The sequence below is a fragment of the Dactylosporangium sp. CA-152071 genome, from assembly GCF_050936335.1.
Taxonomy (GTDB): Bacteria; Actinomycetota; Actinomycetes; order Mycobacteriales; family Micromonosporaceae; genus Dactylosporangium; species Dactylosporangium maewongense.
On record NZ_JBNJMZ010000001.1, the window covers coordinates 1902600 to 1916269 of the forward strand.

The 13670-nt window shown below is 75.1% G+C and carries 12 protein-coding genes; 5 read left to right on the forward strand and 7 right to left on the reverse strand.

Annotated elements, in window-relative coordinates:
• The first annotated feature begins 33 nt into the window (after positions 1-33).
• The 4 genes from ACQEVZ_RS08105 to ACQEVZ_RS08120 all read left to right on the forward strand — a co-directional run bounded on the left by ACQEVZ_RS08105 (position 34) and on the right by ACQEVZ_RS08120 (position 2972).
• Positions 34-645 (forward strand): hypothetical protein, encoded by a 612-nt coding sequence (locus ACQEVZ_RS08105; protein WP_433363414.1) that lies wholly within the window; start codon positions 34-36, stop codon positions 643-645.
• A gap of 64 nt (positions 646-709) precedes the next feature.
• A complete protein-coding gene (locus ACQEVZ_RS08110) occupies positions 710-1114 on the forward strand; it encodes a hypothetical protein (RefSeq protein WP_433363417.1) in 405 nt (134 codons plus the stop codon).
• Positions 1115-1251: 137 nt separating this feature from the next.
• Complete coding sequence (locus tag ACQEVZ_RS08115; RefSeq protein ID WP_433363420.1) at positions 1252-1623, forward strand: hypothetical protein; 372 nt, start codon at positions 1252-1254, stop codon at positions 1621-1623.
• A gap of 56 nt (positions 1624-1679) precedes the next feature.
• A complete protein-coding gene (locus ACQEVZ_RS08120) occupies positions 1680-2972 on the forward strand; it encodes an acyltransferase family protein (RefSeq protein WP_433363423.1) in 1293 nt (430 codons plus the stop codon).
• On the opposite strand, the gene ACQEVZ_RS08125 is transcribed toward ACQEVZ_RS08120, so the two are convergent.
• Positions 2942-3283, reverse strand: coding sequence for an ArsR/SmtB family transcription factor (locus ACQEVZ_RS08125; RefSeq protein ID WP_344514640.1), 342 nt, complete (start codon positions 3281-3283; stop codon positions 2942-2944). The two genes, ACQEVZ_RS08120 and ACQEVZ_RS08125, sit on opposite strands and share 31 nt — an antisense overlap.
• A 6-nt stretch (positions 3284-3289) precedes the next feature.
• Entirely contained in the window at positions 3290-4321 is a 1032-nt protein-coding gene (locus ACQEVZ_RS08130; protein WP_433363427.1) for a cation diffusion facilitator family transporter, read from the reverse strand.
• A gap of 121 nt (positions 4322-4442) precedes the next feature.
• Here ACQEVZ_RS08130 and ACQEVZ_RS08135 point away from each other — a divergent pair, with 121 nt between their 5' ends.
• Positions 4443-5261 (forward strand): hypothetical protein, encoded by an 819-nt coding sequence (locus ACQEVZ_RS08135; RefSeq protein ID WP_433363430.1) that lies wholly within the window; start codon positions 4443-4445, stop codon positions 5259-5261.
• A 35-nt stretch (positions 5262-5296) separates the two neighbouring features.
• Here the strand turns inward: ACQEVZ_RS08135 and ACQEVZ_RS08140 are convergent, their stop codons facing one another.
• The 5 genes from ACQEVZ_RS08140 to ACQEVZ_RS08160 all read right to left on the reverse strand — a co-directional run bounded on the left by ACQEVZ_RS08140 (position 5297) and on the right by ACQEVZ_RS08160 (position 13503).
• Positions 5297-6064, reverse strand: coding sequence for a BPL-N domain-containing protein (locus tag ACQEVZ_RS08140; RefSeq protein ID WP_433363433.1), 768 nt, complete (start codon positions 6062-6064; stop codon positions 5297-5299).
• Positions 6061-7668 carry a heparan-alpha-glucosaminide N-acetyltransferase domain-containing protein gene (locus tag ACQEVZ_RS08145; RefSeq protein WP_433363436.1) on the reverse strand — a complete coding sequence of 536 codons (1608 nt, stop codon included), beginning with the start codon at positions 7666-7668 and terminating at the stop codon, positions 6061-6063. Before ACQEVZ_RS08145 ends, ACQEVZ_RS08140 begins: the two co-directional genes overlap by 4 nt.
• Positions 7665-8420 (reverse strand): BPL-N domain-containing protein, encoded by a 756-nt coding sequence (locus tag ACQEVZ_RS08150; RefSeq protein ID WP_433363439.1) that lies wholly within the window; start codon positions 8418-8420, stop codon positions 7665-7667. The genes ACQEVZ_RS08145 and ACQEVZ_RS08150 overlap by 4 nt, the downstream gene beginning before the upstream one ends.
• A complete protein-coding gene (locus ACQEVZ_RS08155) occupies positions 8417-9226 on the reverse strand; it encodes a dimethylarginine dimethylaminohydrolase family protein (RefSeq protein ID WP_344514628.1) in 810 nt (269 codons plus the stop codon). The genes ACQEVZ_RS08150 and ACQEVZ_RS08155 overlap by 4 nt, the downstream gene beginning before the upstream one ends.
• 110 nt (positions 9227-9336) lie before the next feature.
• Complete coding sequence (locus tag ACQEVZ_RS08160; protein WP_433363443.1) at positions 9337-13503, reverse strand: Pls/PosA family non-ribosomal peptide synthetase; 4167 nt, start codon at positions 13501-13503, stop codon at positions 9337-9339.
• Between the last annotated feature and the right edge of the window lie 167 nt (positions 13504-13670).

The window sequence follows — 13670 nt, forward strand, 5'->3', positions numbered from 1 at the left end:
CCGTACGATGGCGGCGGCCACACGGTGCGGGAGGTGAGGGCGACGGACCAGCGGCACGCGGGTCGCGCGCTCGTCGCCGTCTCCGCGGTCTCGTCGGGTGCGCTCGGCTGGAGCACCGCGCACCTGGTCACGTCGCGGCTGCTCGCGCACCGGCACGCGGCGGCGCACGGCATGGCCGACGGTGTCTCGCACGTCCACGCGGCCGAGCTGGCCGCGGTGGTCGTGGCCCTCGCCCTCACCGCGACGTCGCTGCTCGCGGTCACCGCCGCGGCGTTCGCGTCCGGCGGGCGGCTGCCGGCGCCGCGCAAACGGCGGCTGGCCCGCACCGCCGGGCTCTGGTCGACCGGAGCGTTCCTCGCGGCCGAGACCGCCGCCTGGGCCGCCTCCGACACGCACGTGGTGCCGCCGCCGGTCGTGCTGCTGCTCGGCCTGGCGGTGCACGGCGCCGCCGGCGTGCTCGCCACGCTGCTGTGGCGCGGCGCCGTGCGGCGCATCAGCCTCGCCGCCGCGGCGGCTGCCTCGCGGCGGTTCGATCCGCCGGTGCGGATGCGCGCCGTCGTGCGCGCGGCCGCGGGCGGCGAGTCGGTCTGGTCCGTGCTCCGGGTGGCGGGCCGAGCCCCGCCGGCGTCGGGAACGCCCGCATAGCGCTGTTTCCCAACGTCCGTCCGGGCGTCGCTCCACCGTGCCCGGGAAACCCCGAGAGGCCTCCATGCATCGACCCACCCTGCGCCGGGGCACCGTCGTGCCCGGCGCCGCCCTGACCCTGCTGCTGCTCCTGCCGACCGCCGCGTCGGCGCACGGCGTCGACGACGCGGCCGGCAGGTCCGTCCCCGAGTTCGTCGTGCACGGCGTCGGCAGCCTCACCCGCATCGTCGCGTTCAACCTCGGCATCGAGGGCGGCCAGGTCATCGCGCTCGTCGTCGTCATGCTCGCCGCCGGCTACCTGCCGGCCCGGTACACGTCGGAGCGGGCGCGGCGGGTCGCTGCCACCGCGATCATCGTGCTCGGCGTCCTCGCCGCCACGCTCGTCGTCGTCGACCGGGCCAACCGTCCCGCACCCGCCGCAGCCGGGCCGGCATGGTTCACCGCCATCCGGTCCGAGGTCGCGGAATAGGCCCGATGCCGCCCGTACGCGCCGCCGCCGGCGCCCCCACCTCGCGGGGCGCCGGCCCGTTACGTGCGGGTGAACATGCAGCGTTGTGGCGGATCTCCGACACCGCCACGGCCCGGCAGGCTGCCATCATCCGAGGCATGGGGCGGTGGTGGGTGTTGTGGCCGGCACGGGCCGGACTGACGTTCCTGCTCCTCCTGTCGTTACTGCTCGCGCCGCTGGCCAGCGCGCAGTCGGCGCACCTCCTGCAGGGGCACCCCGACGGCCACGCGGCATCGGCCGGGCACGGCCATCACGGCGTCACCGGTGAGCACTCCCACCAGCACCACCACAACGTGCTGCACACGGCCGGGGCGCCGGCGTACCCGCAGCAGCCGAAGCTGCCGACCGGCTCCGCGACCGTCATCACGGTCCCGGCCGGCGTCGTCACCGAACCCCCACCACCACCGGCGGTCCCGGACCGGGACACCGGGCAACCTCGGCAGTCGCACCTCCAGGTATGGCGGATCTAGGCCGGCACGGCGCTCGCGACGTGTCCTGACCGACGCCACACACCTGGAGCTCCCACATGCCCGCAACCGCCGACCGGCGGCCGACGCACCATGCCCCCGACACGGAAACCCACACCGAAACCCACACCGGCGACCACGCCGACAACCACACCGGCAACCACGCATCGGCCGCCCCGCCGCGCGGATACCGCCTCGCCCACGGCAGCCTCGCCGGGCGGTGGGACGGGCGCGACAACGGCATCGGCGCCATCCGCCTCGGCCTCGCCGTCGCGGTCGTCCTCGCCCACGCCACCTCGCTCGGCTTCGGCTGGGAGGACCTGGGCCGGAGCCTGTTCCAGAGACAGACCAACGTCGGCACCCTCGCGGTCTTCGGCTTCTTCGTCCTGTCCGGACTGCTCATCACCCGCTCCGCCGCGCACACGAGCGTCGGGCGGTTCGCCTGGCACCGCGCGCTGCGCATCCTGCCCGGCCTGTGGGTGTGCCTGCTCGTCACCGCGTTCGTCGCCGCGCCGGTCGTCGCGCTGCACCAGCGGGGCACCCTCGCCGGGTTCTGGGACGGGCCGAAGGGGCCGTTGCAGTACGTCGCCGGCAACTGGTTCACCGGCGTGCGCCAGTACGGCATCCAGGACCTCCTCGCCGACACCCCGTGGGGCCGCGAGATCGGCGGCAACAGCGTCTTCGACGGCGCGCTGTGGTCCCTCGTCTACGAGTCCACCTGCTACGCGGTCGTCGCGGTCCTCGCGGTGACGGCCGTGCTGCGCCGGGCGCGGTGGCTCGTGCCGGTTTTCGCCGCCGGGCTGTACGGCTGCATCGTCGCCGACCAGATCCGCGGCTGGACCCTGGAAGGGCCGCCGGCGCAGCACTACGGGGCGATCGTGCCGCCGCTGGTCGGCAGCGTCTCGGTGCAGTGGCTCATCTACCTCGGCGCGCTGTTCCTCACCGGGGCGACCATCGAGCTGTACCGCGACCGCGTCCCGATCCACGACGGCCTCGCCGCCGGCTGCCTCGTGATCCTGGCCGCGTCGCTCCTGCTGGGCGGGTTCTTCGTCGCCGGCTTCCCCACCCTCGCCTACCTGCTCGTGTGGGCCGCGGTCCGGGCACCGCGGCGGCTGCGCCGCGTCGGCGCCGTCAACGACTACTCCTACGGCATCTACATCTACGGCTTCGTCGTCCAGCAGCTCCTGGCCACGTTCGGCGCCAACCGCTGGGGCTACCTGCCCTACACGGCGCTGAGCCTGACGATCACCGCCGCCGTCGCCTACGCGTCATGGCATCTCGTCGAACGCCGCGCGCTGACGCTGAAGCACTGGCGGCGGCGTCAGTCGTGCTCGGGCGCGCCGGTCAGATGATGGTCGGCCGCGTGGAACACCTCGGTCACGAGCCGGCGGACGTGCCCGCCGGCCGCCCGGTAGAGCACCCGCCGGCCGTCCCGCCGGGTGTGGACCAGGCCCGCGAGCAGCAGCTTGGCCAGGTGCTGCGACACCGCCGGGCGGGCGGCGCCGACCGCCGCCGTCAGGGTGCTGACGTCCTGCTCGCCATCGCGCAGCACCCACAGCAGCCGCAGGCGGGTCGGGTCGGCGAGCATCCGCAGCGCGGTCACCGCGGTCGCGACCTGCGCGTCGGTCGGCGAGTCGACCGTGGTTTCGTCTGGTGCGTACATGAGCACTCACGGTACCGCGGAAGCCCGGTGGTGGTGCGCCACGGCGGCGTGCGCGTCGGCGCTGTCGGGGTCGGTGTGGATGGTGGCCCCGGTGAGCCGGGGCACCGCGTGCAGCAGCCGGTGCTCGGCGTCGAGGGCGATGGCGTGCGCCTCGACGACCGTCAGCGTGTCCGCCACGACGAGATCGGTCTCCGCGTGCAGCCGGTGGCCGATCCAGCGCATCCGCAGCGCGGCGACCCTCCGCACGCCGGGCGTGCCGGCGAGGGTCGCCTCGGCGGTGTCCACGAGCGCGGGGTCGACGGCGTCCATCAGCCTGCGGTACACCTCCCGCGCCGCGTCCTTGAGCACGAACAGGATCGCGACGGTGATGGCCAGGCCGACGACCGGGTCGGCCCACCGCCAGCCGACGGCCACGCCGCCGGCGCCGAGGAGCACGGCGAGGGAGGTGAAGCCGTCGGTGCGGGCGTGCAGGCCGTCCGCGACGAGCGCCGCCGAGCCGATCCTCCGGCCGATGCGGATGCGGTACCGGGCGACGAGCTCGTTGCCCGCGAAACCGGTCACGGCCGCGACCGCCACCCACGGCAGGTGCGTCACCGCGGCCGGGTTGAACAGCCGGTCGACGGCCTCGAGCCCGGCGAGGACCGCCGACGCGGCGATGGTGAGCACGATGACGATGCCGGCGATGTCCTCCCCGCGGCCGTATCCGTAGGTGTACCGCCGATCGGCGACCCGGCGCCCGACGATGAACGCCACCCCGAGCGGCACGGCGGTCAGCGCGTCGGCGATGTTGTGCAGCGTGTCGCCGAGCAGCGCCACCGACCCCGACACCAGCACGACCACGACCTGGATCGCGGCGGTCGCCCCCAGCACCAGCAGCGAGACCCACAGCGCGCGGATCCCTTCCCGCGAGGTCTCCAGCGCACCGTCGACCCTGCCCGCGGTGTCGTGCGAGTGCGGTGCCAGCAGATGCCCGACCCGGTGCCGTGCCGCCGCCCACCGGGAGTCCGGGTGGTGCCCGTGCCCGTGTCGATCGCCCATGCCTCCACTTTATGTGCTCATGTACGCACGCGACAACGTTGCAACTGCCACCGGTGGGCAACTGCCACCCGCCGTTGACCTTGCCGCATACGATCGGGCGCCTACCGGGGCGGGAGGGCGCGTGCCGGATCGGATTCGCGACGAGCTGCTGGCCGAGCTGGCCGGGCGGCCGCTGGACGGGCGGGCGGTCGCCGCCCAGCTGGTCGACGTGGCCGAGCGTGGGCTGGTGACGCTGCGCTGGCACGAGCGGCCGGCCGGGTTGTGGGCGGTCGACGTGTCGCACGCGCGCGGCCCCGCGACCAGGATCGGCGCGGCCGACGCCGCGCTGCTCGGTGAGCTGTTCGGCCCGGAGCGGGAGGTGTCGCTGCACCGGCACGCCGCCGCCGGCGCCGCCCGGAGGCTGTACCTGCGGGCCCGGCGAAGCGGCGAGACGGCGGGGCTCTGGCAGACCGTGCCGCCGGCGTGGGACCAGCTGCGCAGCACCCTGGCCACCCTGGTGGTGGCGGTGACGGGCGTCGTCGCCGGCGCGGCGCTCGCCGAGGGCGCGGCCACGGCGGCCACCGCGGCGGCCATCGGCGTGCCCACCGCGGCCGGCCTGTACCTCGTCGTCCGCCACCTGCTGACCGGGCCGCGGCTGACCGCACAGGGCCGGGCCGCGGCCGCCGAGGTGCTCGACCGGGCCGAGCGGTGCCGCGCACACGGCGGAAGCCTGGCCGACCACGTGGCCTTCGGCACGGTGCGGCACCGGCCGGCCGGCGCGCACCCACCGCCGTGGGTCGACGGGCTGCCGTGGTGCGAGCCGTCCACACCGCAGCAGGACACGGCGAAGCGGGATACAGCGAACTGCCGGGCGATCGGCGCCATGGCCGACCGGATCGCGGCGGCGTTCCGCCCGGCGCCCCGCTCCCCCGACATCGCAGGCGGTGGTGGCGGCTCCTGACGCCGGCCGGCGCGGGCCGACGGCGCGGCGGCGGATCAGTCCCGGCGCAGGGTGCTCTCGATCAGGTCGTGGCCGAGGTCGAACTGGATGCCGTCGGGGTTGCTGAGGCCGGCGTCGTCGTACCAGGACCGGTCCGCCTCCGGGTGCGGGCCGACCAGCCCGACGCGCCCGGAGCCGTAGCCGGTGACGACGGCCGCGGCGCCGCCGGTGTCGTACGTGGCCAGGACCGTCACCGGCGTGCCCGGCTTGGGGCGGAACAGCGCGCCGTCCTGGAAGAACATGTGCCGCCGCCGGCCCCGCCAGTCGACGCCGACGACGGTGTCGTCCTGGTCGTGGACCGTCGCCTCGGCGCTGTAGATGTACCCCTCGACGCCGACCCCGGCCAGCAGGCCGAAGCCGGGGTCGGCGGCGGCGAGGTAGGCGCCCAGGCAGAAGCCGAGATAGTTGCCGCCGCCGTGCACGAAGCCGCGGACCTCCTCGGCGTGCCCGCGCAGGCGGCGCCACGCCTGGCGGACGTCTCCGCCCCCGGGCTGCGCGTACACGCTGGCCCCGGCGAGCGAGTCCGCGGACAGCGCCACCTGCTCGCCGGGGCCGCAGAACTCGGTCCGGAACCCGCTCGGCGCGCCGCGCAGCAGGGCCGCGACCGCCTCGGAGCAGCCCGCGCAGGCGGCCGGGCCGCGGTAGACGAGGGCGAGCGGCCGGTCACCGGACAGCTTCATGTACCCGGCGCCGGCCGCCCCGCCGAGCGCGGCGAGGACACCGGCGGCGGCGCCCGCGCCGAGCAGGAACCGCCGCCGGTTCACCGGCCGCCGCCCTGTCCGGCCCCGGGTTGCGCCCGCCGCCGGACGGTGCGGCGGCGGCCGTCGCCGGGCCCATGCGGCCGTCGCGGCGCCCGCCGCGGCACCGGCCCACCTGACCCCGAGCCATCAGCCGCCGGTCCACCGGACCCCGACCCCTTGGACGCCGTCGCAGCCGGTGCCTGCGCCGCCGACGCCGTCGTCGAATCCATCGAGGATTCCGAGGGCTTCGCCGGTGCCGGTGCCAAAGCCGGTGCCGAAGCCGCCGGCACGGCCGAGACCGGCGCCGGCGAGGCCTGGACCGGGATGGTGGCGGTAGCTCTGATGGTGGCGACGACCCGTACCGCGCCGCGGGACGTGGTCAACCGCCGGGCGCGGTTGGCCAGCGCCGCGACGGCCGCCTCCAGCGGGCCGCGGCCGACCGTTCCCCTGACCGCGAGGCCGATCAGCAATGCGCCGACGACCTGCACGAGACAGCCGTTCCCGGCACTGTAAGTGTCGAAATCCGAGTTGATGAACAGGATGTGCGCGGAGTAGAAGGTCAGCGTCATGCTGCCGGCCGAGGCCAGCAACACCAGGATGACCGTGCACACCGGCCCCAGCACCCGGTGCGTGACGTGCGCGGCGAGCAGCATCAGGCCCAGCACCGCGACGGCGCAACCGGCGGCGCCGAACATCTCGGGCGGCGTGCCCGTGTGCGCGGTGTCGACCGCCAGCCACCACCACGTGGAGGACGGGACGTTGCCGTTGCCGCCGAACTTGAGCAGCTCGGTCGTCTGCGCCGCCGTCAGGTCGCTGCGCGGCTGCGCGGCCCAGATGTGTGCCAGCCCCCCGTAGCGGTGCAGCAGCAGCGTGGAGGCCGTGTGCGCCGCGACGGCGACGACCGTGCCGACGGCCAGCAGCAGGGCGGCGAACCGTCGCCGGCTCAGGTCCTGCCGCCCGATGACGATGCCGACGCACACGTACGCCAGCCAGGTCGGCGACGGGTAGAAGCCGGTGAACGTCAGCTCGGTGAGCATCCCGATCGGGTCCTGGACGAGCCTTATGAACGACGGGTTGCCGAGCTCCGGCTCCGGCAGCCGTGGCAGCAGGAAGTAGTTGCCGACCGGGCCCGCCGTCGCCAGGAGCAGACCCACCACGGCAACGGTCCAGGTGCGCAGGAACACCAGCGGGATCGCCAGCAGGAACACCACCGCCAGGTACGGCAGGATCACCGCCTTGAGCGTCGTGTCGGCGGCGCAGACCAGGAATCCGACCACACCGATGGCGACAGCCCGGGCGGCCATCCCGGCGGCCACGGCGGGACGGTCGGCCGCCGGGACCCGTCGCCGGCCGGACACGAACGCGATGCCGACGCCGGCGAGCAGCGCGAAGGCCGCCGCCGCCCGCCCGCTGAACGCCCTGTCCGACCAGGTCGGGTTGCCTGCGGCATCGGCCTCCCACAGCGCGTGCAGGGTGATCATCCCGAGCAGCGCCACACCCCGGGCGGCGTCGATGCCGATGAGCCGTTGCCGGGTGCGTGGCGCCGCGGCTCGCGCGGGCGGCGCGGACGCCGCCAGGTCACCGGGCCGCGCCGTACTGTCCCCCGCGCCCTGTTGCACAGCGGTCATGCGGTCATCACCGCGTCCACCAGGTCGAGGCCCAGGTCGACGCCGAGCCGGTCCACGGACAGACCGGCATCGGCGTACCAGTCGCCGGTCGCCTCCGGGTGGGGGCCGACGACCCCGACCCGGCCTTCCCCGAAGCCGGCGACGAGCGCGGCGACGGTGCCGTTGGGGTAGGTGGCGACGACCGTCGCACCGGCGTCGGGCCGCACCCAGAAGTACGGGCCGTCCTGGAAGAACAGCGTCCGGGCGCGGCCCCGCCACGCGACCTCGACGAGCGTGTCGTGCGGCTCGACGACGGTGGCGGCGGCCGAGGCGATGTACTGGTCGGTGTCCCCCGGCAGCAGGCCGAAGCCGGGGGTCGCGCCGGCCAGGTACCCGCCGAGGCAGAAGCCGAGGTACCGCCCGCCGTCGTGCACGAACTCGCGGATCGCGGCGCGGTGCCGGCGCAGGTGGCGGTAGCCGTGCGAGAGCAGGCCGCCGCCGGGCTGCGCGTACAGGACCGCACCGGACAGGGCGCGCGCCGACACCTGCACGTCCTCGCCGGGGCCGACGAAGCGCACGTCGAAGCCCCAGCGGCTGCGGCGCAGCAGGTCGGCCACCGCCTCGGGGCAGCCGGGCAGGGACGCGGGCCCGCGGTACACCAGCGCGACCAGCGCCCCGCCGGACCCTCCCGTGGGCTGCGCGGCCGGCATGCGGCACGTCGCGGCCATGGCGCGCCCGGCGCCGGTGCTCCGGACGCGCCGGGATGCGATCACCGCGACCCCTGCCGCGGCGGGTTGTCCAGGGTCAGGGCGGTGCACCGCACGCCGCCGCCGCCCTTGGCGAGCTGGGTCGTGTCGAGCTCGACCACGTGCAGCCTCCGCTCGCGCAGCGCGGCGGCCAGGCGCGGCACCCCGCGGGTCATCGTCACGGTGCGGCCGTCGCTGATCAGGTTGAGCGCGAGGCGGGACGCCTCGTCGAGGCCGACCTCGATCAGGTCCAGCCCCAGCGCGCGCAGGCTGCCGCGGCTCGGCTCGTCGAGCGCCAGCGGGCAGTACGCCAGGGTGTGCGGGTCGATGACGGCGATGGCCAGATCGAGGTCGTACCAGCGCGGGCCGACGGTGCGCAGCGGGATCACGTCGTAGTCGAGCTCCTTGGCCAGGACGGCGTGCATGCGCTGGTCGGTGCGCTGCCCGTGGCCGGCGAGCAGCAGGTCGCCGCAGGCGAGGGCGTCGCCCTGGCCGCTGAACGGGAACGGCGCCTCGACCACCTCGTAGCCGCGGTCGACCAGCCACTCCTCGAAGTACGACATCTCCGCCTTGCGTTCCGGCGGCGGGAAGCCCAGCACGGCCCGCTCGCCGCGGACCACCGCGGCGTTCGCGGTGAACACCATGTCCGGGCACTCGGGTGCGGCGGGGACGTACTCGACGAGGCGGCCGGCGGCCAGGTGCGCGGCGACGATCGCGTCGTGCTCGGCGTTGGCCGCGACCGGGTCGGGTTGCACGTCGGTGTGCATGTACGGGTTGATCTCGTAGTCGATGCGGAAGTGGGTGGCGTCGGAGACGAGCAGTTCGGTGTTCATGGGGCGGTGTCCTCCTTGATGTGTGACGGGATCTTGCGAAGCGGGCGGTGCGCACGCGACCGGCAGGCACGCGGACGGCGGGCGCCGGTGCGGGCCGGACAGCGGACGGTTCAGGCTGCGATCGCCGGAAGGGTGGCGGGCGCCGGAAGGGCGGCGAGCTCCGGAAGGGTGGCGACGCCCTGTGCGGGGATGCCACGCCATCGGCTGCCGGGCGTGAGGTGTTCGCCCTTCATCAGCAGCGACAGCGAGCCGAGCGACACCTCGTCGCCGACGACGGCGTCGTACAGCACGATCGCCCGGGTGCCGATGCTGGCGCCGGCGCCGACGGTGACGACGGACATCTTCATCACCCGGTCCTCGAACAGGTGGGTCTGCAGCGACACCTCGGCGCCGACCGCGGCGTCGTCGCCGATCTCGACCAGGTCGAACTCGGTCAGGTACGTGGTGCCGATCCAGGTGCGCCGGCCGATGCGGGCGCCGAACCAGCGCAGCACCGGCGGCAGGAACGGGGTGCCGACGAGCATGCCGACCCCGGCCGGGATCGCCGCGGCCTCGTACAGGCCGGTGACGAACTCGGTGCGCCGCACGAACGTGCTCCACAGCGGCTCGACCCTGGGCCGGTAGGCGCCGATGATGCTGCGTTTCGTGGCCGCGCAGCACCCGATCACGGCGGCGCCCGCGGCCATGACGACCAGCGGGGAGACCAGCGCCGGCACCGGCAGGTCACGGCCGCGGGCCAGCGCCGACAGCACCCACAGGTACAGGTAGACGCTCATGCCCAGCAGCGAGGCCGGCACGGTCGCGCGGGCGAACTCGACGGCGAGGCGGTGCGCCACCACCTGCCGCGGCGGGCGGAACGTCTCCTGCTCGGAGAACGTGCCGCTGCTCTGCCGCCGCGGCAGGTGCATCGCGGGCGAGCCGAGCCACGAGGTGCCGTCGGGGACGTCCTCGTCCGGCGGCAGGGTCTGCACGCCGACGAGGCTGCCGGCGCCGAGGGTGGTGCCGGCCGGCACGAACGCCGCGTTGCCGACGAACGCCCGGTGCCCGACCCTGGTCGGCAGCAGCGCCATCCGCCCGTTGGCGAACGTGGCGGCGCCGACGCTGGCCATGTCGGCCACGAAGCTGTCCGGGTCGAGGGTGAGCAGGTCCGGGTCGAGGTGCGCGGCGGTGGACACCTCGGCGCCCCGCCCGACGCGGGCGCCGAGCAGCCGCAGCCACGGCACCGTGTACAGGGTGGAGTACAGCGAGTTGGTGAACAGCAGGCTGAACTCCAGCAGCTTGTCGGCGATCCACTTGCGGACGCCGAGGCCGGAGCGGGCCGGGTGGATGCCGGCCGGGGCGTGCCGCAGCACGAGGCGTTTGCCGCCCGCGATGACCGCGCAGGTGGTCAGCACGTAGAGCGGCCCGGCGGGGACGGTGGCGACGAGACCGGCGAGCAGCCCCCACTGCAGCAGCGCCCACCAGACGAGGACCACGCTGGGCACGACGGTCGCGATGGCGCTCAGCTCGAGGCCGATGGCGCCGAGGCCGGCGGCGAGCAGGTGCTTCGGGTGCCAGTTCTGGCGGCGGCCCTTGGCCGCCAGCATGACCTCCACCGTCGAGCACAGCGCGTCGACGGGCGCCGCCGGGGAGCCCGCCCACCGCGCGCCGGGCGGCACGGTCTCGCCCTGCTCGAGCACGGACTGCTCGCCGAGCCCGGCGCCGGACCGCACCGACGACCCCGGCTCGAGCACGGCGTTGGCGCCCACGAACGCGTGCCGCGCGACCGTGATCGGCTCGACGACGACCCAGCCGTGCTCGACCCGCCACGGCCGCATCGACACGCCGTAGCCGACGGTGGCGTCGGACTCGATCTCGATCATGGTGGGGACGCCGATCGAGCTGGTCGCGATCGTGGTCCGGGCGCCGACGCGGGCGCCGAGCAGCCGCAGGTACACCGCCATCAGCGGCGAGCCGCTGAGCACGGTCATCGGCCCGAGCGCCAGCAGCAGGTCGAGCATCCACAGCCGCACGTAGGTCGGGCCCCATAGTCGGTACCGGCCGGGGCGGATGCCGGCGGCGACCGGCCGGGCGAGCAGGACCGGCACGATCCAGCGCACGCCGAGGTAGCTCACCAGGATCGCCATCATCAGCTGGGCGAGGACCTCGAAGGACACGCGGCCGTTGTTCCAGGTGTACACATAGGACACCGGCAGCGTGATGAGCAGCACCAGCAGGTAGATGACGAGCGCCTGGCCGGCGCCGGCGGCCGCGATGCGGCGGCTGCCGTGGCGCAGCGGCGCCGGGCGGCGCGGCGCGGCAAGTCCCGTCGCGGGCGCGGCGAGCCGGCCGGCCAGGCCGCGCACCGTCGGGTTGCTGTACAGGTCGCGCACGGCGGGGCTGGCGCCGATGCCGCGGGTGCGCAGCAGCGACACGACCCGCGCGGCGAGCAGCGAGTGCCCGCCCAGGTCGTCGAAGAAGTGCGCCTCGACCGACAGGGCCTGCGGTTCCAGCCCGAACGCCTCGGCCCACACCGCGCGGACCTGCTCCTCGAGCTCGGTGTCCGCGGCGACGACGGCGCCGCGGGCGGGGCGCCGGTGCACCGGGGCCGGCAGCCGCTTGCGGTCGACCTTGCCGCTCGGCATGGCGGGCAGCGCCTCGACCACGTCGAGGTACGCCGGCACCATGTACCCGGGCAGGCGCTCCTGCAGCTGCTCGAACAGGCGGGGCACCAGCGAGTCGCCGGGCTCCGGGCAGACGATGTAGGCGGCGAGCTCCCGGGGCGCGTCGTCCCCGGTGCCGACCGGGACGAGCGCCGCGACCGCTTCGCTCACGCCGGCGTCCTCCAGCAGCACGTTCTCGATCTCGCCGAGGTCGACCCGGTGGCCGCGGATCTTGACCTCGGCGTCGGCGCGGCCGAGGTACTCGACCTCGCCGTCGGCGGTGAGCCGGCCGAGGTCGCCGGTGCGGTACAGGCGGGATCCGGGCGGTGCGAGAGGGTGCTCGACGAACCGGTCGGCGGTCAGCTCGGGCCGCCCGACGTAGCCGCGGGCGACGCCGGGCCCGCCGATGCAGATCTCGCCGACCTCGCCGTCGCGGACCGGCCGGCGCTGCTCGTCCAGCAGCACGACGCTGTAGGTGGGCAGCGGCCGGCCGATGGTGACGATCCGCCCGGGCAGCAGCTCGCACCAGGTCGCGGTGACGGTCGCCTCGGTCGGCCCATAGGTGTTGAGGATGCGCCGGCCCGGCCGGCTCCACCGCTCGACGAGCTGGCCGGGGCAGGCCTCCCCGCCGACGAGGACGCTGCGGATGCGGGACAGCTCCCGGGGGATCGTCGCCAGCAGGGTCGGCACGCAGTACAGGACGGTGATGCCGGACGAGTCCAGGAAGTCGGCGAGTTCGGTGCCGAAGCGCCGCGAGTCGGTCGGCCCGGCGACGAGGGTGGCGCCGACGGACCACGTGGGCCAGATCTCCTCGATCGAGAAGTCGAACGCGATCGTCATGCCCTGGTAGACCCGGTCGCCGGGGCGCACGTCGTACACCCCCGGCACGACGTCGAGGAAGTTGCAGATGCTGGACTGGGCCACCTCCACGCCCTTCGGGCGGCCGCTGGAGCCCGAGGTGTAGATGATGTAAGCGACGGGGTCGCCGGCGGCGTCCGGCTCCGGGCGGAGCGCGGGCGCCTCGGCGGCGCCGCCGTCCCCACCGGCCGCCGCTGCGGTCTCGTCGGGGCCGCCGGTGCTGTCGACGCGCAGCACCGGGCAGGGCAGCCCTTCGGCGCGGTCGGCGAGCTCCGCCGACGTCAGCAGCAGCGCGATCGCCGAGTCCTCGGCGATGTAGGCGACCCGGTCGGCGGGCGACTCCGGGTCGATCGGCACGAACGCCCCGCCGGCCTTGCCGACGGCGAGCAGCGCCACGTACGTCGCGACGGAGCGCTGCAGCAGGATCGCCGTCCGGGCGCCGCCGCGGATGCCGAGGCCGCGCAGCCGGTGCGCGAGCCGGTTGGCGCGCTCGTCGAGGTCCTGGTAGGTGAGGCGGATCCCGTCGCATTCCAGCGCGACGGCGGTGGGGGTGCGGTCGCACGCGGTCTCGAACACGTGGTGCAGGCGTCGCGCCGTGAGCTCGTGCTGCCGGGACGGCGGCGCGGTCGTCCTGGTGGTTGCCTGGATCAAAATTTCAGCCCTATCTCTGCTGATGCCGCCGCGGCACAGGTGCGGGCCGGCGGCGCGGCTGCCGCCAAGGCGCAGCGGGGCACCGCGGCCGGCGTAGGACCGGCCGCGGGTCTCAGCGACAGTCATGAACGGGGGCGCGCCGGGGGCGGAGACCCGGGCGTGCCGTGCCACAGCGTGACCGGGTGCGGTCCAACGGAGGCAGCGGCACCTGGGTGGGCACCGCATCCCCAGATTGCCGCCCCGGTTCAGTTCGCGGGAGCGGCGTCGGTCAGTTCTCACCACGAGACCACCCA

Coding starts and splice junctions, on each gene's coding strand:
- ACQEVZ_RS08145 (WP_433363436.1), bottom strand. CDS start 7,668: ATGACCGCTGTGCAACAGGGCGCGGGGGACAGTACGGCGCGGCCCGGT.
- ACQEVZ_RS08130 (WP_433363427.1), bottom strand. CDS start 4,321: ATGGGCGATCGACACGGGCACGGGCACCACCCGGACTCCCGGTGGGCG.
- ACQEVZ_RS08115 (WP_433363420.1), top strand. CDS start 1,252: ATGGGGCGGTGGTGGGTGTTGTGGCCGGCACGGGCCGGACTGACGTTC.
- ACQEVZ_RS08120 (WP_433363423.1), top strand. CDS start 1,680: ATGCCCGCAACCGCCGACCGGCGGCCGACGCACCATGCCCCCGACACG.
- ACQEVZ_RS08125 (WP_344514640.1), bottom strand. CDS start 3,283: ATGTACGCACCAGACGAAACCACGGTCGACTCGCCGACCGACGCGCAG.
- ACQEVZ_RS08110 (WP_433363417.1), top strand. CDS start 710: ATGCATCGACCCACCCTGCGCCGGGGCACCGTCGTGCCCGGCGCCGCC.
- ACQEVZ_RS08155 (WP_344514628.1), bottom strand. CDS start 9,226: ATGAACACCGAACTGCTCGTCTCCGACGCCACCCACTTCCGCATCGAC.
- ACQEVZ_RS08160 (WP_433363443.1), bottom strand. CDS start 13,503: ATGACTGTCGCTGAGACCCGCGGCCGGTCCTACGCCGGCCGCGGTGCC.